The 22,182-nt window shown below is 44.6% G+C and carries 13 protein-coding genes; 3 read left to right on the top strand and 10 right to left on the bottom strand.

The features are described from left to right. Window positions 1-189: 189 nt before the first annotated feature. The 8 genes from IJJ71_RS07835 to IJJ71_RS07800 form a co-directional block, all read right to left on the bottom strand. Complete coding sequence (locus tag IJJ71_RS07835; RefSeq protein WP_296846275.1) at window positions 190-897, bottom strand: hypothetical protein; 708 nt, start codon at window positions 895-897, stop codon at window positions 190-192. Between the two features lie 131 nt (window positions 898-1,028). Then, window positions 1,029-2,696, bottom strand: a complete 1,668-nt coding sequence (locus IJJ71_RS07830) for a glycoside hydrolase family 16 protein (RefSeq protein WP_296846274.1) — start codon at window positions 2,694-2,696, stop codon at window positions 1,029-1,031. A gap of 17 nt (window positions 2,697-2,713) precedes the next feature. After that, window positions 2,714-3,550, bottom strand: coding sequence for a glycoside hydrolase family 16 protein (locus tag IJJ71_RS07825; RefSeq protein WP_296846273.1), 837 nt, complete (start codon window positions 3,548-3,550; stop codon window positions 2,714-2,716). A 46-nt stretch (window positions 3,551-3,596) separates the two neighbouring features. Continuing rightward, window positions 3,597-6,716: a glycoside hydrolase 5 family protein gene (locus IJJ71_RS07820; RefSeq protein ID WP_296846272.1), complete on the bottom strand. Its 3,120-nt coding sequence runs from the start codon at window positions 6,714-6,716 to the stop codon at window positions 3,597-3,599. Window positions 6,717-6,742: 26 nt separating this feature from the next. Beyond that, window positions 6,743-7,516 (bottom strand): sugar-binding protein, encoded by a 774-nt coding sequence (locus IJJ71_RS07815; protein ID WP_296846271.1) that lies wholly within the window; start codon window positions 7,514-7,516, stop codon window positions 6,743-6,745. A gap of 57 nt (window positions 7,517-7,573) precedes the next feature. Continuing rightward, window positions 7,574-9,220, bottom strand: a complete 1,647-nt coding sequence (locus IJJ71_RS07810) for an extracellular solute-binding protein (protein WP_296846270.1) — start codon at window positions 9,218-9,220, stop codon at window positions 7,574-7,576. A 14-nt stretch (window positions 9,221-9,234) separates the two neighbouring features. Next, window positions 9,235-10,113, bottom strand: a complete 879-nt coding sequence (locus IJJ71_RS07805) for a carbohydrate ABC transporter permease (protein WP_296846269.1) — start codon at window positions 10,111-10,113, stop codon at window positions 9,235-9,237. Between the two features lie 21 nt (window positions 10,114-10,134). Continuing rightward, window positions 10,135-11,112: an ABC transporter permease gene (locus IJJ71_RS07800; RefSeq protein ID WP_296846268.1), complete on the bottom strand. Its 978-nt coding sequence runs from the start codon at window positions 11,110-11,112 to the stop codon at window positions 10,135-10,137. 200 nt (window positions 11,113-11,312) lie between these two features. Between IJJ71_RS07800 and IJJ71_RS07795 the strand changes: the two genes are divergently transcribed. Further along, the gene (locus IJJ71_RS07795) at window positions 11,313-14,693 is read left to right on the top strand and encodes a hypothetical protein (protein ID WP_296846267.1); all 3,381 of its coding nucleotides are present in this window, start codon (window positions 11,313-11,315) and stop codon (window positions 14,691-14,693) included. Between the two features lie 205 nt (window positions 14,694-14,898). Here the strand turns inward: IJJ71_RS07795 and IJJ71_RS07790 are convergent, their stop codons facing one another. Further along, a complete protein-coding gene (locus tag IJJ71_RS07790) occupies window positions 14,899-16,335 on the bottom strand; it encodes a response regulator transcription factor (protein ID WP_296846266.1) in 1,437 nt (478 codons plus the stop codon). A gap of 20 nt (window positions 16,336-16,355) precedes the next feature. Next, window positions 16,356-18,149: a sensor histidine kinase gene (locus IJJ71_RS07785; RefSeq protein ID WP_296846265.1), complete on the bottom strand. Its 1,794-nt coding sequence runs from the start codon at window positions 18,147-18,149 to the stop codon at window positions 16,356-16,358. A gap of 188 nt (window positions 18,150-18,337) precedes the next feature. Here IJJ71_RS07785 and IJJ71_RS07780 point away from each other — a divergent pair, with 188 nt between their 5' ends. Beyond that, window positions 18,338-21,127: a glycoside hydrolase family 3 C-terminal domain-containing protein gene (locus IJJ71_RS07780; protein ID WP_296846264.1), complete on the top strand. Its 2,790-nt coding sequence runs from the start codon at window positions 18,338-18,340 to the stop codon at window positions 21,125-21,127. A 198-nt stretch (window positions 21,128-21,325) separates the two neighbouring features. Beyond that, window positions 21,326-22,182, top strand: an 857-nt coding sequence (locus IJJ71_RS07775; protein ID WP_296846263.1) for a branched-chain amino acid aminotransferase, incomplete at its 3' end; no start/stop codon positions are given.

Here is a 22,182-nt window from a genome sequence, read left to right as displayed (position 1 = left end):
TTCTGATAGCCTATTCTCCCCCGACTCTATTTAAAAAGGTAGGGAGATAATTTTCGTAAAAGGTGAATAATTTCGGCAAGTCGAAATAATCACACTAAACCGAAAAAACGCACCGAAATATTGATGGACAAAAAAAGCCGCCCGCTAAGGAGAACGGACAGCCAAAAAAAGAGGACTAAGGAAAGGGTGTTATTCAATATATGCAGGAACTACAGATGTACCATTTGCATCTTGCCAGTCAATTTCTTTGATTTCAATCCAGTCACCAATATTACAACCGTCGTTGTCAACAAAGACAATTAATCCCGCGGACATCTTTGATGAACTGTTCAAGCCTGTTATTGTAACTTCTGTCCACTCTGTCGAAGACCATTTATCTCCAACAAATGCTGACAGGTTCTTATCTTTTCCGACTTCGCTGCCTGAATTTCCGGCACCATTTATAATATAGAGAGACGCATAGGCAGGTTTTATTGTACCCCGGACTTTACATTTGATCTGTTTGAAACCTTTTCCATCCAAATCTGCATTTGCACCACTTCCAGAGCCAGCTGCAAGATTTACACCCATATATGTTCCTGCATCAGGGCGTTCTATTGATGTTATGCGAACTCCACCATCAGAACCGTCTGAGACATCTGCTATTGGTGCTGATGTTGTCTGCCATGAACCCCAGACTGCAATGTCAAATCCTTCGGCTTTTGCATACAGCGTGCTTGCAGCTCCACTTCCACCGCCACCGCCTGTACTTCCGCCGCTTGAGCCTTTGTTGATTGTACTGTAATCACGGATATTTGCTCCGTCATCGGCTGTAACGGTGTCATTCTGGCAACTCATGCCCAAAAATGCACAGAATATTGTTGCAAGGAAAAATCCTGTCATTCTTACTTTTTTCATAATCGCTCCTTTTTGCCATGATTTTGTGGCATTCTATTCTTCTTTTCTAATTTTTATACAGTAAGGCACTGAATTCCAGCCCGAAATCTTTCTGAATCGTGTCGGATTTTCGGGCTTTCAGATAAAATCAGCTATTTGTACCATCTGACATAATCAACTTCCATGACGGCTTCTCTAAGATTCGGGTCAACAGCCCCGCCAAGATTTCCGCCGACGGCAAGGTTCAAGATGATGTAGAAATTCTCGTCATAAGGCCAGCAGGCATTGTTGTTTTTGTCGGCCGCCGTGTATGTTCCGAGAAGAATGTCATCATAGTACCAGCTGATTGTTCCGTTTTCATTCCAGACTACAGCGTATGTATGCCAGTTTTCATCAAGCGAAGAAAGTACTGTTCCCTTTGTAAAGATTGGGTTTCCGCCGCTTCCGGCATCACAGTGCAAGGTTCCGTAGACTTTTCCCGGCCCCCAGATGCTTGTTGAGCTTTCCATGATGTCTATTTCGCCGCCCTTCGGCCAGCCTGTTCCGCCTTCATCATAAATATCGTGCCTTAGCATCCAGAAAGCAGGCCACATTCCTCGTGCCTCAGTGATTTTTGCGCGCATTTCGATACAGCCGTATTTGTTTTCGTAGATGTTTCGGGTTACGAGCCTTCCGCTTGTCCAGGTTGCATCGTTGTTCGGGGCATTTTCTTTTTTAGCGACGATTTTGAGAGTTCCGTTTGAGACGAAAGTGTTGTCTTTGTTATTGTCGGAATACCATTGAATCTCGCCGTTTCCCCAAGCCCAGTTGCCCGGATTTGTTCCGTCTGTGTTTACGCTTTGTCCTCGGCCGACATCGTAGCCCCATTTGCTTGAAAGGGGAGTGCCGTCTGGGTCAGAAGAATCAAATTCATCCTGCCAGACTATGCTCATTCCGCTTCGGTATGCACCGGCTGCTTCTGCCTGTGGCACATTTGGATTTGATGCCGTTTCTTGCTTTGTGAGCGCGATGTCCGTGATTTTTAAGCTTCCCGTACATCGCTGTAGAATTGCAATCCTGTTTTCACTTGTGCGGACAGAAGCCCATTGTGAAAGATTTAGCGGGATTGTCACTTTGTACCAGCCGGATTTTTCGCTGATTGCCTTTCCATATTCAGAAAGGGCAAAAGGAATCTCGACTTCCGGGATTTTTACAACAATGTCTTTGTCGCTAGCCGGATTTGTCACATTCATGTCAGAAACATAAATCTTGAAGGAAAGTGTTTCACATGATGCCAGGCTCCTGATTTGGAAAGGAAGACAAACTGCGCTTGCGCCCCAGCCATTCCCTGCATTGACTTTCAAAACTTTTCCGATTCCGCTGACGGTTTCAATTGTGTGCGAGCCGCCGTTCCCCCAGTCAACTATTTCCGCATTTATGTCCGAAATTCCGGTTTCCGAGCTGAAAAGATAGTTCGTGATTGTTTTTGTGGTATTTGAAGAGCCGTTGTTGTTGGAATCATTATTCCCGGAACCATCGTTTCCGCCTGAATTTCCGTTGTTATTTCCTTGGTTTGAATTATCTGCACCAGAACCGTTATTGCCGTTGTTTGTGCCAGAACCGGAAGTGCCGTTCTGATTGTTCCCACTGGTAGATTCGCCATTCGTTCCGGAGCCGCCACCAGTTCCTGAGCCGGAAGAGGCGGAGTTTGTCCCGGAGTTTGCAAAGGAACTTTGTCCTGTTCCTGCAGCAGGATTGTCGTCACTGACACTGCAGGAAGCGAAGGCAGAAATCCAGAACAGGGAAGACAGAAGAAGCGCACATTTTACTGTTTTTTTCATTCAATCCTCCCTGAGAATTACTGATAAACGCGGACATAATCGATTTCAAATACAGCTTCTGTAAGTGAACTGTCGATTGCACCGCCCAAAGTTCCGCCCATAGCAAGATTCAAGATGATGTAATAAGGCTTGTCGTAAGGCCAGTTTACCCAGCCTTTGCCATCGTTGTAGTATTTTGAGCCAATTGAAGCTCCGTCGATGAATGCTTCTACATAATCTTCTGTCCAGCGGAGAGAATAAGTGTGCCATGCACTAGCCGCATCAGGAAGTTCTTTTCCGCCCAAAGACTTATAGCTGTCCGTGCTAGCCTGACTTTCGCTCGCACTGTGATGAACAGTTGAATAAGCCCTGGTTTTTGTAGTTGATGGCGAATATTCCATGATGTCAAGCTCGCCGCTTCTTGGCCAAGTTCCGTAAGCACTGTCTTCAGGCATCATCCAGAAAGCCGGCCAAACACCATTTCCTGCCGGCATTTTGATTCTTGCTTCAAAAAGGCCGTATTTCCAGGATGCTTTCTTTTCTGTCTTGATTCGGGCACTGTACCAGTTTCCGTTCTCTTTGTATGCCTTGATTTTCAGAGTTCCGTCCGAAATGTAGGCTGTTTTTTCAGAATCCGTGTAATATTGCTTTTCATTATTGACTTTGCCCGGATTCCAGATTTCTTTTGCCCATTTGCTGGTCGAAGGTGTCGTTCCAGAATCAAATTCATCGCTCCAAACGAGTTTCAGTCCTGATTTATCCACAATTTTATCTTCCTCATCTTCTGGTAAAAATCCGCATGAAGTTGCTGTAAAGGCCAATGCGCCAAAAACAAGCAGACTTGCTGCAAGAGTTGCGATTTTTTTCTTTTTCATTTTAGTCTCCATAAAGACCCCGCCGAAGCGGAGCCAGATTTTTAGATTACAGACCGATGTTGAAGTATGTCGTAACTTCCATGTAGTGAGAGCCGTCCATTGCGGCACCTTTTGGAAGTGCTGTATAAGCATCTGAACTGTATTTTCCGTAAGTTCTTCCTTTTGCACGGACACCAAATCGGTTTGTTTTGTCAAGGAAGCTTGGTTTTTTGAAGCCGTAAGCAATGTCAACTGTGTACTGAAGAGGGAATGTCTGGTTGAAATCACGCCACCAGTTTTCTGTTCCCCAGTCGTTTGTTGCTATGCTTCCTTCTGCAATCCACTGCTTGTATCGTGCAGCAAGGCCAGCACGAACGAAGTTGACGAATTCTTTTGTTCCTGCTGAAGCATAAGCGCCTGTTGTTGCTCCCATTCGTCCGACTGCCAGGTTTCCGACTACGCGGAGGTTTGGAAGCGGGTTTGTAACAACACGTGTTCCAAATGTGTACAAATCGTACTGTCTTGGAAGTGCACCACCGTCATACCAGACGAAATCAGTGATTGAAGTTCCGTCGTTGTTATGGCCGGTTGTTTTTGTGTCACTCTTGAAAGGAATGTTGTCAGTTTTATCTGCGTAGAACTGATAGAATCCTGTCAAAGAAACTGCAAAATTAGCACCTTCGATGTCGCTTGAATTCCATTCGTGGAACCATGTTGCTCCTTCAGGATCATAAGTGATGACTGCCTCAACTTCCATTGCACGGCGGTTTCCGAGTCCGACTGTGAACGGTGCGCCGGAAAGCAGATTTCGTCCTGCGGCATCTTCAAGCGGCATTCGCATTCGGAAGACTGGCTTTGCAACGATATTTCCGTAAGTAACATCAACGCCACCCTGAACTTCGACTCGATTTCCGCTTCCAGAATCAGCCGTGAAGAAGCTTCCTCGTGCTACAGCGGCATTTGTATCAGCTACAAGACCGCGGTAAATTCCGTTTACATAGAAATATGTGTGCTGGAACATGTTTGTTCCAATTTGGCCGAACGCTCCGAGAGTGTCCTTCCATTCGATTTTTGCAGATGTTCCGTTTTTCTTGTTGTACCTTGCTCCGATTTTCTCAGAACCTGCATGGAGCACGCCGAGTTTGAGTGTGAGCCATGGTGAAACGAACATTTCTGTGTATGCAGAAGCTTTTCGTCCAGGACCAAAACCGTTGTGCGGGTTGTAGTTTACATTTGTTGACGAGCCGAATTCCTCAGCATAAGTCGCGTTTACTACAATTCCGTCCAGGAAAGCAACATTTGGAATCCATTTGAAGTAGTTAGCAAGAATCTGAGGTTTAGAATATCCCCATACTTCCGGGCCGCCGATTACTTCAAGACCGTCGAATTTGCCTTTCCCCTTGAATTCAAGTGCGATTGGAGCCGCAGAACCGTTCATGTCGTAACCGATGATGTCATAAGCTTCCTTGCTGATGCAGAACGGATCGCCGTGACCTTCAAAACTTGCGTGACCAACATGATAGTAGCCGTTTACATCAAAAACACTGCCTGTGTAGTTGAAATCTGCAGAATAAAGTGATGCGTGGCGGAGATTTTCGTCCTTTGCTTCAGCATCTTTTTCATAATACATGCTCCAGTGGTCACCGAGATTTGTATATGGCTCAGCGTTCCATGCCTTGAAAGTAATGTCGCCGGTGAAATTCTCCCATGGTTTAACCGTGATGCCGAGAGTTGCTTCTGCACTTACTTTCGGCTCAATTGTCTCGCCTTTTGCATCCGGATATTTTGAATTTCGTTTCCAGTTTTCCTTGTTTTTGAGGTCATCCTGAATACCGTTGACATAGATTGGCTTTGTGGCCTGAATGCTGGCATCGAGCTGTGAAATCTTTACGAAATCCTGCTCTTTAATCATCTGTTTGATAGATTTTTCGTTTCCTTGTGCGACATACATTGAGTACGGAAGACTTGCGAATGTCTGAGTTACCTGAGACTGGCTTGAATTGTAAAGGCTAAGTTTCCAGGCATCGCAAAGCATGTAATATGCGGCGCGCGGGATTCGGACATTGATTCCGTCCTGAGTAACTTTGCTCTGGGCACAAATTCCGAACCATTCCTCGCTCATGTTGTTTTTTCCGTCAGCATAGTCAACATCGTAGCCTGCGTTTGACCATGAAGCATCATCGTGGACATCAAGATTTTTGTTCTGATAGCGCTTCCACCATTCGTCCATCCATTCGAACACGAATCCACCGATAATATTCTGGCTTTTTCCTTTTCCATAGGCCTGCTGATAGATTTCTTCCCACTGAGTTTTGAGGTAATTCATCTGCGCAAGCTGGTCTTCCTGGCCAAGCAAATCGTTGTAAGCATCAGCACCACTTTCTGTGAGCATTACAGGCTTGTCCACGACATCAGCGATGTTTTCGTAGAAACTGTCGTAGAATTTGTAGCCGCGGTATGCATTTACGCCAAGAATGTCCAGAGAAGGGCAGAGCTTTTTAATCAATTCAAGATACTGTGTATCACCGTTTACGATTCCGACAGGGCGGTTCGGATCAATTTCCTTACATGCGGCCATTGCTTTTTCAAGAAGGTCGTAGAGATAGCCTGCTTTTACCGCATTCTGCTCGCCGACAGGAAGATTTTCGATTTCAGATGAAGCCCAGACGAGACCGTAGTTTGATTCGTTTCCGAACATGTACATAAGGACGCCTTTGACATCCTTGTATGACTCTGCCGTTTTCTTTGCCTGTGCGATAAGAACTTCCCGAGTGTAGGCATCTGAGTAATCAGTCTGACCGTACCATGTTCCGTTTACGCTGATTCCATAACGACCGAGGAGGTCATTTATCATCGTGTAGATTCCATACTTTGTGTAAATGTACTCAACCCATTTTGGAGGGATTGTTGAGAAGCAGCGGATTACGTTGACTCCCATTGCCTTGAGCATTGGCATGTCAGTGTCAATCATTCTGCGGATAAAATCATCATCCTTGCTGAACAAGTCATAAGTGTGAGTCTCACCAATCGGAGTGTAAGACCAGACAACACCTTTTACTTCGACTGGTTTTTTGCCGTCAAAAAGCCTCCAGCCGTCAGAATCTTTTTGTACAGTAATCTTTTGTGCCGAAACACCAGTCAAAAAGACAACAGTAAGGGCGAGTAACGCCAATATTCTTTTTTTCATTTAACTTTTCTCCTGTAAATTGATTTTTACTCAGGTAATGCTACGACTTTTGCGTTTCCCCAGGATGACGGGTCTGCATAAGTATTGTCGTTCGGGCTGTTCCAGTGCAGAAGGCCTGTTCTTTCCTTGCCACCGTCAGCATCGTTGACCTGATAGTCGATTCTTAGATTCTGGTTGAGTTTGAGAGGTTTGTTTCCAAGGAGGGCGAGGGGGAATTTTGCCTCAACCTGATAGCCCTTGTCTCCATAGACCACAGCGGCCTGAATGTCATCGCTCTGGACTTCCGTGTCGTTGATTCCGATTGCGACATCGTATTTGTCACTATCGCTTCTCGGTACAATTCTGACCCTGACATCACTCTGTTTGAATGAGCTGTGTTTTGAAGTGTCAGTTCCGAAAAAGAACTCAACAGAATCACCGCGCCATGCCTGTGGAATCTCGTAAGTGTTTACGCCGGCATCGTTGTCCGAAACATCAGCGTAGATGTAGAGATTTTCACCGTCAGAACGTGCGACAAAGAAGCCGTCAGCATTTTTTGGATCAAAAAGCTCGCCGTAAACCTGCTCATGAGTGTGTACGCCATCAAGATTTTTCCATTCTGAGAAATTTCCGTCGATTTTCGGGAAATTTGAAGTGGAAAAATAGATTTTTGAGAGTGTTTCTTTTTCTCCTACCGCAACAGCTTCCGTTTTTTCAGGGATGTAAGGTGCGGCAACAATTTTTTTTGCGTTTACTGTAAGACATGATGTGAGCAGCAGCAATGAAGAAAGTCCTGCAGCAAGTTTCACTTCTTTTTTCATGTTTTTCTCCTTTTAAAATTCCGTGATGGTGGCGCTGCACTGGGCAACGCCTGTCATCTATCTTTTCAACTTTGCTTTGTTTTTGTTCATAAGTTCAGTCTGAATCTCACGGACTTTTGTATAGCCCTTGTCATATTTGAACTTATTGTAATCAGCAAGAATTTTGTCGAACTCTGCTTCGCTTCCTGCACGAATAAGGGCTGACAAATCTTTTCCCCATCGTCTTTGAATTTCCTGATAGATTAAATCTTCATCGCTTCCAACAGAAAGTGTCAGACCGTCATAAACTGCGTAAGAAGTTACATAAGGGCGAGTCCAAAGCTGTGGCTGCTCAAGTGATGGAGCGTATTCAACACCCCACTGTGCCTGCCATGCTGTGTCCATAAGCATCCAGTATGTATAAAGAACGCCGATTTCTGTTTCCTGCTTGTTTTTGTCGCTTGAATCAAGGGCTTTAATCTCTGGAGTCAATGTCGGGATACCGTCAACGATTGTATAAGTCTCATTTGGAATACCAAAGTTTGTGTCCATCTGGCCTTCTTCGCTGATAAGGTAAGTCAAGAACTGAATTGCACGAGCCTTGTCCCGGCATTTCTTGCTGATAAGTGTTACTGTCCAGCCCGCAATACTTCCGCCGGCAAGTTTCGGGTCTTCTTTTTTGGTGTTTTTAGGACCGTCTACTGCGATGTAAATGCTTTCCGGATCGCGGGCATAAAGTGCATTCTGCGGAGCCTGCATATCCCAGTTCTGGTAGAGCATACAGAAATAGCGGCCCTGAGCTGCTTTTTCTTCAATCTGGCTGCGTTTATCAACGAAAATATCTGTCGGGATAAGTCCTTCTGAATGAGCTTTGCGGAAAGTTTTGAGCCATCGGATATACTCTGGATTTTCTGTGAGACCGAGTGCAACATCCTCAAATTTTCCGTTCTGTTCAGGACTGATTGCGAGGAAGTGTGAGAGAACTGACTGCAGCTGGCTGTTTCCTACATCAATGAACTCTGATGTTCCGAAAGGAATCAAAGGAAGTCCGTTCGCTGTCGGGAATTTCTTTTTTGCTGCACGGAGAGCGTCAAGAAAGCCTTCCGGAGTAGACATGTCCGGTCTTCCCAAAGCCTCGTAAATGTCTTTTCTTACAAGAAATGTCTCGTTTGATGTGAGTTTTCCGTTGTATTTTTCATAATCAGCCGGTGTATAGCTTGCGTTTGGATATCCGTAAACATGACCGTCTTCCTGGCGGTACCAGCCTAATTTGTCAGGATTTGCGACCTTGAAAAAATACGGATCGTAGTCTTTTGCAAGCTCGTCCAGAGAATAAACAAGGCCTGAGTCAATCATCATCGGAACCTGTACCTCGTACCAGCCGAGTGTAATCAAATCAGGAAGTGCGTCTCCTGCGATCATTGTGTTGAGTTTTTCAGCCTCGTTTCCAGCCGGAACGATGAAATTTACATTAACACCGGTTTTTTCGGTGATGTATTTACTGACTTTTGAATCGCCCCAGTGGCGTGCAAACCAAGAAAAATTTATGTACCAGTCGAATGTAATAGGTTTTTCGGCATTGAGTTTCCAGCCAGGCTCATTTTCTGTTCCTGAAACAACACCGTTTTTTCCGCCGGACTTTTCATTGCATGAAATCAGTCCGAGTGAAAGAAGCGCCGTTGCACAAAGAGCTACGCTTTTGACGATTTTGTTAAATTTTTTCATATTTTTCCTCCTTTTTAGCCCTTGATAGAGCCAATCAGCATACCTTTTACGAAATATTTTTGTAAGAACGGATAGACGCACACAATCGGGAAAGTCGTGACAACCATAGTCGCGAGACGTACTGACTGCGAACTGACCTGTTGTGCCGAAATACCTGCCGGAAGACTTACAACAGCCTTTGATGCGCTGGCACTTGCTACAATCCTGTACAGGAAAGTCTGAATCGGCTGCAAATCCGCATTGTTGATGTACATTATGCCTGTAAAATAGTCATTCCACTGCCATACACCGTTGAACAAGGCGATTGTGGCTACTACAGGCATGGAAAGCGGAAGGATAATCCTGAAGAAGATTATCATGTCGTTTGCACCGTCAAGTTTTGCCGATTCTTCAAGGCCAACAGGAAGCTCCCTGAAAAAGGCCATGAAGATAATCATATTGTAGAAGTTGAACAGACTTGGGAAAATGTAAACAAGGAAATTATCATAAAGACCGATGTTTTTGTACAGAATGAATGTTGGAATCAATCCGCCGCCGAAAAACATGGTTATGGTTCCGATAATCATGTAAACTTTGTTTCCGAGAATGTGCTTCTTTGAGAATGCGAAGGCAACCATCGAAGTGAAGACTACGCTTGAAACAGTGCCAATCAAAGTTCGGGCGATTGTGATTCCGAACGCCTTGATAATCGATTTGTCCTGGAAGACTGTTTTATAGCTTTCAAGTGTGAACATACGCGGAAAAAAGTAAACTCCTCCACGCAAAGTGTCTTCAGAATTATTGAAGGACACGATGATTGTGTACCATACTGGATAAAGGGCTGCAAAACAGACAAGGAGCATTATCGTTGTGATAATCATGCTGTCCCTGCTTTTTGAACTGATTTTTCTCATTTTTTACCTCCTCGACTTCGACTAGAACAATGAAGTTTTGTTCACTTTTTTGGTAAACTGGTTTGCAATGAAAAGAAGAATGAATGCGACCACCGACTTGAACAAACCGATTGCCGAAGCGTAAGAATATCTCATGCTTCTCATTGCTGTTGTATAAGTGTAGATGTCAATTACATTTGATCTTTCAGAATTCAAAGGGTTCCAGAGAACGAAAATCTGGTCGAAGTTGGAATTAAGCAAGCCGCCTACCGCAAGAATGAACATGATGATAATCGTTCCCTTGATTGACGGAAGCGTGATTGAAAAAATCTGACGAAGCCGGCTTGCGCCGTCAATTTCTGCCGCCTCATACATCTGCTGGTCAATACCGCTGATTGCCGCAAGATAAATGATTGCGGACCAGCCGAGTTCCTTCCACAAATCAGAAAAAACTACGATGAACCAGAAAAACCTCGGATATGCGAGATATGAAAGCGGTTTCTGCATAAGCCCGATTTTTACGAAGACCTGATTGACAAGGCCGTTTTCGTCGAGCCACGAGGTAAGGATACCGCCCAAAACGACCCATGAAAGGAAGTGCGGAAGATAAGATATTGTCTGGATGTTCTTTTTGAAGCGGTCATTTTTTACCTCATTCAAAAGAATTGCAAAGACAATCGGAAGCGGGAAGCAGATTAGCAGTTTGAGCAGACTGATTCCCAAAGTGTTTATCATGATGTTTGCAAATTCAGCATCCTTGAAGAAATTGATGAAATGCTGAAGACCGAAATTGTCCGCCCATGCTGATTTTAAAAATTCCCAGCTAAAAAGCGGAGTTGTAATTTTGTAATTTTTCTTGAAGGCAATCAGAAGACCGTACATCGGGGCATAATTGAATACGAGCATCCAAGCCAAGCCGAGCCATGCCATGAGCTGAAGCCATTTCTCATCTTTGAGACGCTGCCAGGTTGTTTTATTTTTGAGACTGGCAGTCTGAATCTGGACTTTTTCTTTTTCCATGCTTATCACCTCACGATTGAGTATAGGACAAGCAATGCCCGAATGGTAGGAAGTAGCTTTTCAGAAAGGTTTCTATTTTTCGGTTTTATTGATTTTTAAAATTGACACCTGAAAATCCTTACTTTATTGTTCATGTAAACAGCAAATTGCTAAATTAAGGCGGCGACGCCACAAACGCGGAGTTTTATAAGGAGAAATTAATGAAAAAAAAAGTAAACGGCACTTTCACGAACCTTGACGGTGAAGTTTTTTACAAGATTGAAAATTATGACTGCATGGAAGATTTTTTCATGACCATAACAAGCTCTTCCGACATCTGGAATTTCTGCTGGTCTCAGGGCGGAATCACGGCTGGAAGAATCAACTGCGACCATGCAATTTTCCCATATTACACCGCGGACAAAGTTTCTGACGGAAAAATGACGACTGGCCATTACGCTGCAATCGCCGTAAAAAAGAATGACGGAAGCACGGAAATTTGGGAGCCGTTTGCGCCGCTTCTTTGTGGAACAGGCCTCCGATTCAAAAAGGACGAGAATATTTCCCGGAACATCTATAAAAATGCGAGTGGAACAAAGGTCTGGTTCGAGGAAATTAACAAAGCACTCAATCTTTCTTTCCGCTACGGCTGGACATCTTCAGCGAAATTTGGCCTTGTACGCATGGCAAGAATTGAAAATCTCGGTTCTGAAACACTGCGCCTTACAATCCTTGACGGATGCCGCAACATTATGCCTGCGTGCACGGATTCTGCCTTCCAGAACGGAAATTCAGTCCTTCTTGATGCTTACAAGCAGACAGATTTGGACGAGTCTGTAAATCTTGCGCTTTTTTCACTCTCATCTGTTGTTACGGACAAAGCCGAGCCGAGCGAAGCCCTTCTTGCGAATGTAAGCTGGTTTACGACCGAGGATAAAATTTTCCTTTCCCCGGAAACTTCGGCAAGATTCTTTGATGCGGACGGAAATGCTGAGAAAATGAAATCAGAGAATGTAATCAAAGGCGAGCGTCCTTCTTGTTTCATCGTGCGAAATCTTTGTCTTGAAGCCAAAAAAACTGATTCCTGGGAACAAGTTTTTGACACCTTCCTCAGTTCAAGCCGGGTTACAGAACTGAAATCGCTTATTAAGAACAGAAGTGAGGCAAAAAAAGCCCTTATTTCCGATATTGAAGCCGGTGAACAGCTTATGATGCAATATCTTAAAGAAACAGACGGTCTGCAGAATACGGCTGCGACAATGACTGTTGCTCATCATCAGGCGAATGTCATGTTCAATATCATGCGTGGCGGATTCTTTGCTGACGGCGGCAGAATCAATGCTCCTGACCTGCTTTCTTTCATCAAAAGCAGGAACAAAGCAAAATACGAGGATGCAAAAAATGTGTTGGGCGACCTTTCGGACAAACTTTCCCTTCAAAAAGAAGCTGTTCTGGAAAAAATTTCCGGGGCAAAAGACCCTCAGCTTGTCCGCCTTGTTCTTGAATACATGCCGATTATTTTCAGTCGCCGGCATGGAGATCCGAGCCGACCATGGAACCGCTTTAACATCAGGCTCGTTGATTCTGACAAGAATCCGATTCTCAATTATGAAGGCAACTGGCGCGACATCTTCCAGAACTGGGAAGCACTTGCAATGAGCTACCCGTCTTACATTCCTAACATGACCGCAAAATTCCTGAATGCAACGACTGCCGATGGATTCAACCCGTACAGAATTTCCCGCGCCGGAATCGACTGGGAGTGCCCGGAACCGAACAATCCATGGGCGCAGTACGGCTATTGGGGAGACCATCAGGTGATTTATCTCCAGAAATTCCTTGAACTTTGGAACAAAACAGATTCTCAGGGATTTTTTGACAGCCTTGGGAAAGAACTTTACACCAGCGCGAATATTCCTTATCACCTCAAGAGCTACGAGGAAATCTTAAAGGCTCCTCACTCATCAATTTATTTTGACAAGGAACTCAGCGACGCTCTGATTGAAAAAAGCAAAACTTACGGAAGCGATGCAAAACTCGTGATGAACGGTGAGCAGCCGGCATTAATTTCGTTCACGGCAAAAATTCTCCAGATTGTGATTGCAAAAGCTGCGAATCTTGTTCCTGGCGGCGGAATCTGGATGAACACTCAGCGACCAGAATGGAACGATGCGAACAATGCGCTTGCAGGCTGGGGACTTTCTGTTGTCACTCTCTGCTATCTCCACAGAATGTTGGGATTCTTGATTGAAATTTACTCAAAAGATGAATCAAAATCTTTTGCCGTTCCAAAAGCCGTTGCTGATTGCTTCAAATCTCTGGCAAATCTTTATGAGTCTGCTGATTCAAAAAAAGTAATCGCCGATGACACTGAGCGAAAAACATTCACGGACAAAGCCGGAAAAATCTTTGAGGCTGAACGAAACGAGCTTTACAAAAACGCATATTCTGCCGGTGAGACAGAACTTTCCGGCAAAGAAATTGCCGCTTCGCTTTCGGCAATGCTGAAAATGGTCAGAAAAAGCATCGTCTCGAACAGACGGGAAGACGGCCTTTATCACAGTTACAACACAATGAAAATATGTGGTAACGAAATGAAAATCCTCAGACTTCAGGAAATGCTTGAAGGTCAGGTTGCTGTGCTTTCGTCAGGGCTCCTTTCTTCAGATGAAGTGCTGGAAAATCTTTCTGCTCTCAGGAAAAGCGCCCTTTATGAATCACGCCAGAATTCATATATTCTCTATCCGAATAAAAATCTTCCTGCATTCTATGAAAAAAACAATATTCCAAAAGAAAAACTTTCTTCCCTGAAAAATCTTCTTTCGCGTACGGGAAATGAGATTCTTGAAAAGGACATGGACGGAATATATCATTTTAACGCAGAATTCCATAATGCAAGAATTATGGAAGCGGAAGTCAGGGCGTTTGATGGAGCAAAATGTCCGACTGAAAAAGAACTTTCGGAGCTCCACCGAATTTACGAGGAATCTTTCAGACATCAGAATTTCACGGGCCGAAGCGGAACTTTCTATGCTTACGAAGGACTTGGAAGCATTTACTGGCACATGGTCTCAAAACTCCTGCTCGCCGTTCAGGAACATACGCTGGAAGCATACGCAAAAGGCGACAAAAATGCCGAAGCTCTCAAAAAAGCTTATTATGAAGTTCGAAGCGGACTCAGTTTCAACAAAACCCCGGAAATTTACGGGGCGTTCCCTTCAGATCCTTACTCGCATACACCAAGCGGAAAAGGTGCGAAGCAGCCTGGCATGACAGGTCAGGTAAAAGAAGAAGTTTTGACTCGATGGGGAGAACTTGGAATTGGAATTTCAGCAGGAAAAGCTAGATTTAACCCGCAGATTCTCGAAAACGAAGAATTCTTTGCAGAAGGAAATTGTGCCGGTTCATTGAGCTTTACATGGTGCGGAGTTCCAGTAACCTACAGCAAGGCAAAATCCGCCTCAGTAAAAATCACCTTCCAGGACGGCAGCACAGCCGAGCACACCGGCACCGAGCTGACCGAAGCTGAAACACGCCAGCTCTTCGCCCGCAACGGAAAAATTTCCGCAATCTATGTATGTGTTTGCCTGCCATATCTGTAATGTTCAAAACTCGGTCTTCGAGTTTTATCTGCAGAATAATGCGAACCATGCGTAAGCAAGGTTCGCCCCTGAATCCACTTTGTGCGGGCGAGCGTAAGCGAGTCCAATTTCATATTACGCACAACCGTGGATTTCAAGGGGCGGTTCTTGCTGAGAGCATGGTTTGTTTTAGCCAACAATTTGAAACTCGAAGTTCGTGCTAATGTCAGTTGCTATGCAACTTCGCCCATTCTCCTGCGCTCATACCGTTCATTTCTCGGAAAGATTTCATGAAATGCTTTACATCCTTGAAGCCGCATCTTTCTGCGACCTCGTAGACTTTGAATGTGCCTTTTTCGAGAAGATGTTTTGCCTGTTCCATTCGGAATCTTTTCAGATAATCGTTGAAATTTACGCCCATCTGCTCCTTGAATTTTTCGCTGAACCAGGTGTAGTTCATGCTTACATGGTTTGCGACCGTGGCCATCGTTATGTCATCGCTGAAATGCTCGCGGATATATGAAACCGCCACCGTGATGTAAGGATATTTTCCCTGCTGATTTTTGAGCAGTTCCAAAAGATAAAGTTCATAATCAAGAATGAATGCCTTCCACTCTTTGAGAGTTGCCGCCTGTGTTATGTTCTCAATCATCAGGCTCTTCAAATAAAGGTATGTGTCAGCGGAAGTGAATTTCGGATAGCGCGTAAAAAGCCCTGATTTTATTTTGTTGTAGGCATAATAAAGACATTCCGCGGCATTTTCCTGAGACAAATCCGTGAAATCAAGGAATTTATTCAGGCTGTTGCGAACTTCTTCCTCGTTCAATAAATCAAGATTCGCAATCATCTTGTCGTAAGCGGCATCAAAGTCCGTAAAATCAGGCTCGGTGCGGCCTTCCGGGAAAATAAACACGCCTTTTCCTGTCTGCGAGAAAAATTTCTGGAAAACGGCGGTCAATGATTCCCTTTTGATTCGCCTTAAATCAGACACGCTTGTTGAAATCTGGCTCACACCCACGGCACAATTTGCCAGCGACGGATGATTAATCACTTTTTCGAGCAAATCTTTTGCCACGATGAATGTCATATAGCCGCGCTTTTGTTCAATTACATAGTGCGTAATTCCGTCCAAAAAACTTGAGACCGTGCAGTTGCATGAAGAGGTGCATATTGTCACGCAATACATGCCGTTTTTGGCAAATTTTGCGACATCAGATGCAATGTCCTCGGAAAAATGCCCTTCATCAATCAAAGACCGGAGATTTTCTTCTTTTTTTTGCTGGATATTCCTCCGAATCCCGGTGAGTGCCTTTTCCACGGATTTTACAAGTTCTTCTTTTTCAACAGGTTTTAGAATGTAGCTACTCGCACCGCTTTCGATTGCGGCCTTTGCGTAAGAAAAATCATCGAAGCCAGAAAGTACGATAATCGCAGGTTTTTGCTCCAGCTGCGAGACATTTTTCATCAGCTCAACGCCGTCCATTCCAGGCATACGGATGTCGGTAAGCATCACTTCCGGCAGTTCGCTTTTGCAGATTTCCAATGCTTCGATTCCGTTTTTGGCCTCAAAAAATGTTACATCGCCGTCAAGTGAATCCGAAAGCAGCTTTTTTATTCCTGCACGAATCAGTTTTTCGTCATCAGCTATTAAAATTTTTGTCATTTCACTCTCCTTTTTTACACTTATCTTGCTCTGTCAGGGAATTGCTCTTCAATTGACAGCGGAACGCGGACTGTCGTTCCTTTCCCGAGAGCTGATTTAATTTCGACACGGTACTCCGCGCCATAAAACATAAGTAGCCTTTGCTGAATATTCTTGATGCCAATGCTTCCCGTGCTGTCCCTTTCATATTTTTCATCTGCAAGATAAGAGCGTATTTCCTCCAGCTTAGACTCAGTCATTCCTGCTCCGAAATCCTGGACACAAAGCCAGAGTTTTTTTGTCGATTCTTCAAGTTCTGTGTAAATCCGGATTTCAGTATTTTTTGCCAGAGGCTCAATTCCGTGAATGAAGGCATTCTCAACGAAAGGCTGCAGTATCATCTTCGGAATCTTGATTTCGCGCAGATTGTCAGGAATTTCAAAATTCAGTGTGATTTCATAGTCGTTCCGTAAATTGAGTATGTAAACATAGGACTGAATATATTCCATCTCACTTTCAAGCGTGACTGTGTGAATCCTCCACCGCAGGCAGTACCGCATCATCTTTCCAAGCATGAGGATGCTTTTTGAAATGTCATCGTTATCAGCAAGGACGGCCTGCATATGAATCGTCTCCAGTACATTGTAAAGGAAATGCGCGTTAATCTGATTCTGCATGGCCTTCATTTCCGTATCCGCAATAAGCTGCTGTTCGGTCTTTATCTGCTCAATCTGAACCGAAAGTTGTTTTGTCATCGCGTTGAAAGTCTGCTGTGCTTCTCCGACTTCATTTTCTGCCTCTACCGGAATCTGAACGCCAAGCTCGCCCTCGTTCACGCGTTTCATTCCTTTCATCAGAGAATAAATGCCGTTGAAAAGTCTGTTCGCCGTGTATCTGACAATCGTGAGAAATCCTATTCCCATGAAAACCATCGCAAGAAAAACGAAGAACATGGTAATTTCATATTTTCTGACGATTGCCATTTCGCAGCTGTGAGCAATCACAATGCCAAGGCGCGGCATATATCTCCAGGAAACAACTGTGCTTTTTCCGCCGATTTTCGTGATGAAATTTTCTCCTGCACCTTCTGCAAAAATTTTCTTTGTGAACTGATTCAGTTCAGCTTCAGACAACTTCAGGCTTGTACAAACTCCGCTGTTGCAGTAAATCTGGGAAATTTTTCTTCCTGATTCAGACTCATCGACTTTCAGAACAAAATCATGCTGATACGGTGTCGGCTCTCTGTGCAGGAACGGAAAGAAATTTTCCATGCGCATCGAAAGCTGAATCCAGCCAATCGGACGCTTTCCATTAAGAAGCTCCCTTGTCAGACATACTGAAGGCAGCATCTGTGCGTCCATGAATCCAAGAAATTTTGCCTTGTAATTGAATTCCCATTCCGACAGGTCTGCGAGTTTTTCACGGTCCGAATGTAGAATTACCGGGAATCGTTCAGGTACGAAATTGCTGTTTGTGAACACCCGGATTGCATACATCGACGGTTCCGCCGAAAGAATTCGCTCCAAAGTGAGACTCTCATCCATTATCGTTCGGATTACATCAGGCTCATTACGGTTTTCTGGGGAAGTGATAAAAAGAAGCAGATCACGGTTAGCCCGAATCATTTTATCGATAAGCTCAAGAGACTGTATGTTTTCGTAGATTTTCTCTTCATTCATGTGTACTTCAAGACTGCACAAAGATTCGAGGCTGTTGAGAGTCTGATTGTACACAAGGGCGATTGTAACTCCGTAAAGCAGAAGGAGCGGTGCAAGCACTATAACGGAAAAGACAAGCACGACCTTGCGAGAAAAATGCATATTACCCTTTTTCATGTTCATCTTTCGTGAATTATTTTACCCTAGCAAAACTCTGGTGTAAACAAAATAAACAGGGGCTACAAAAATCTTCACCCAGTAACCGAAAATTTGACACCTAGAAACAGACTGTTTTTGAAGATATTCTATGTTAGACTCTTTTTTAAGTGACTGATAGAAGTGCGGCTTTCGCACAAGGAGATTCCATGACATTCGCAGAAAAAATCCGCCAGCTTGACGAGGAAGGTGCGGTCCTTCTCAAAAATGAAAGCAATTTTCTTCCATTAAATAAAGAAGATTCCGTAGCGGTTTTCGGAAGATGCCAGTTTGATTATTACAGAAGCGGAATGGGCTCAGGCGGCTCGGTTCATGTAAGCTACACGACAAATTTGACCGATTCCCTTGAAGAACTCTCTGAATCAGAAAAAATTCCTTGCAAAATAGATGAAAAATTATCCGAAGTCTACAAAAACTGGATAAAAGAAAATCCTTTTGATAACGGTGGTGGCGGCTGGGCTGCGGAACCATGGTGCCAGAAAGAAATGCCTGTCACGGACGAACTTGTTGCACAGTCAGCAAAAGAATGTAACAAAGCACTTTTCGTTATCGGACGAACGGCCGGTGAGGACAAAGATAATGCTCCGCAAAAAGGAAGCTGGTATCTGACCGACGAAGAACATTCTGCTCTCGAAAAAATCTGCCGGCATTTTGAAAATGTCTGCGTAATTCTAAATGTCTCGAACATCATCGACATGGAATGGCTCGAAGAAAAATGCTTTGCCGGGCACATAAAAGCCGTTCTCTTCACATGGCACGGCGGTCAGGAAGGGGGAAGGGCTGCAGCAAGGCTCCTTTGTGGAAAAGCCAATCCAAGCGGAAAACTCAGCGACACAATTGCGAAGCACATTGATTTTTATCCTTCAACAAAAACTTTCGGAAAAGAAGGTGATGTAATTTACGAGGAAGATATTTATGTCGGCTACCGTTATTTCTCAACTTTCGCAAAAGACCATGTTCGCTATCCGTTCGGATTCGGACTGAGCTACACGACTTTCACTGTTGAGACAAGAAATGCCGTTTTTGATGGTGAAAAAGTGCGGATTTCAATTGATGTAAAAAATACTGGAAATTTTGCCGGAAAAGAAGTCGTTCAGGCTTATATTGAAGCTCCGCAAGGAAAACTTGGCAAGCCGAGCCGAGTTCTTGCTTCATTTAAAAAAACATCCCTGCTTGAAAAAGAACAGACGGAAAATCTTATTTTGGAATTCAATCTTTCTGATTTTGCAAGCTATGATGATTCCGGGGCGAGAGGAAATCAGTTCTCGTTCGTGCTCGAAGAAGGATTGTACAAGATTTATGTCGGAACTGATGTAGAGAACGCAAAGCAAATTCTTATGAATCAAAAAGAAGGAATTGAAATCGACTCGCTCAAAATCGTACAGAAACTTTCTCAGGTGGCGGCTCCAACTGTGGCATTTGATAGAATTTTTCCAATTTCAGACGAAAATGGAAAATATTCAATCGGAAAACAGGCCGTTCCACTTTCAGAAGTCAATCTTGCGGAAAGAATAAAAAATTCACTTCCAGAAGATTTGCCTTTTACCGGCGACAAAGGAATCAAATTCCAGGATGTGCTTTCTGGAAGCGCGAAAATGAAAGATTTTATTGCACAGATTGACAATGTTCAGCTTGCGGCAATTGTTCGCGGCGAGGGAATGATGAGCCAGAAAGTCACTGTTGGAATCGCGGCGGCATACGGCGGAATCACACAGAAATTGCGTGACTTGGGAATCCCGGCGGCGGGCTGCTCCGATGGACCGAGCGGAATCCGAATCGACACAGGAAAGGAAACAAGCCTCATGCCAATCGGAACTTTGCTTGCCTGCTCATGGAGTCCAAATCTTGTTGAGGAACTTTACATTTTTGAGGGCAAGGAACTTTTTGATTTTGAAATCGACACGCTTTTGGGGCCAGGCGTGAACATCCACAGAAACCCATTAAATGGAAGAAACTTCGAGTATTATTCAGAGGATCCACTTCTCACAGGCACAATCGCAACGGCAGCTCTCAGAGGCCTTAACAAAGGCGGAACGAGCGGCACGATAAAGCATTTTGCGGCCAACAATCAGGAACTTTGCCGCCGCTCAGGAAATTCCGTGATAAGCGAAAGGGCATTGCGTGAAATTTACCTCAAGGGCTTTGAAATCGCGATAAAAAGCGGTGAAGTCAAATCGCTGATGACAAGCTATAATGCGCTCAACGGACACTGGACGGCAAGCAATTTCGACCTCGTGACGACGATTCTCCGAAAAGAATGGGGCTACGAAGGGCTTGTAATGACCGACTGGTGGACATGCATGAATGACTGTGTTCTCGGCGGAAAAGAAAGCATCCGCAACACAGCAAGCATGGTTCGCTCAGGAAATGATGTTTACATGGTTGTGGATAATGACGGCTCAGAATCAAACTGCTATGAGGACAACATTGAGCAGTATCTTTCAGAAGGAAAATTGACAAGGGGTGAGCTGGCTCAGGCTGCACTTCATATCCTCAACTTCATAAAAAAATCTCCTGTGTCAAAACGGCCTTTGCGCCCATTAAAGATTTATAAATCTTATTCCGCAAAAGTGACCGAAAGACCTGAAAATGCAATCATCGTCGAGGAAGGCGAGCCATTCTTGCCAGAAAACGGAAAGCAAATCTATCTCCATGCCGCACACGATGCAATGTACAACATCAGCGGAACATACAGCAAGGACGGCGATGACCTTTCACAGTCCGTTACGAACATCTTGGTTGATGGCGAAAGCGTGGCAAGCCTTGAATGTAGGAGCACAGCCGGAATCGAAACAACCGTAAACGCGGCGCAGATAAAGCTGAGTCCTGGTTATTACCGAATCGACTTGAACGCAACAATGGTTGGAATCTGCACGAAGAGCCTTGTTATTTCTTCGGAAGTAATCAATCCTGTAAGCCTTGGTGTCTGCCCGATGTAAGGCAAAGCGCAAGCGCTGGGAGCCCCGAAGTTCGAGCCGCAAGGCGGTGAAGAATGAGCGTGAGCGAAGGGCGGACATAGCGACCCGAACACAAAAGCGCACGACTCAGGCGTGCGTGTGTGAGGGATGCGTCCAAATCATTGAAAAACCCTTTAAATTGTGCTACAGTCTTTTAAATCTATTCAATCGAGGTAAAAAATGGCGAAAGATTTGGATTGGGCAAATTTGCCTTTTGGTTACATGGAAACTACAAAAAGTTTCGTTGCGAATTATAAAAATGGCGCGTGGGATGAAGGAACTCTCACCAGCGACCACTCAATCACAATTTCTGAGTGTGCGGGAGTCTTGCAGTATGCCCAGACATGTTTTGAAGGTCTCAAAGCATACACAACAGCAGACGGAAAAATCGTCACATTCCGCCCTGATTTAAACGCTGACCGCATGAAGGACAGCTGCGAACGGCTCGAAATGCCAGTCTTCCCAAAAGACCGCTGGATTAAAGCCGTCATCGACACAATCAAAGCAAACATTGAGTGGGTTCCGCCTTACGGAAGCGGTGCCACTCTTTATATCCGCCCATATATGTTCGGTTCAAGCGCTGTTATCGGCGTAAAACCAGCAGAAGAATATCAGTTCCGCATTTTGGTCACACCTGTTGGACCATATTTCAAGGGCGGCGTAAAGCCAATCACAGTTCGTCTCTCAGACCTTGACCGCGCAGCTCCACACGGAACCGGCGACATCAAGGCAGGTCTCAACTACGCGATGAGCCTTCACAACATCGTTGATGCTCACAAAAAAGGCTTTGCCGAGAACATGTACACAGACCCAGCAACACACACATATATCGAAGAGACTGGTGGCGCAAACATTCTTTTCGTCACAAAAGACGGCAAACTCGTCACTCCAAAATCAAACAGCATTTTGCCATCAATCACACGCCGTTCACTCGTTCAGGTTGCACGCGACTATCTCCACATCGAAGTCGAAGAGCGACAGGTCAACAAGAACGAGCTTAAAGATTTCGTAGAAGTCGGCTTGTGCGGCACTGCGGC

Source organism: Treponema sp. (assembly GCF_017430385.1).
Lineage (GTDB): Bacteria > Spirochaetota > Spirochaetia > Treponematales > Treponemataceae > Treponema_D.
The sequence above is the reverse complement of the archived record's forward strand: the minus strand, read 5'-3'. Positions and strand labels throughout refer to the sequence as shown.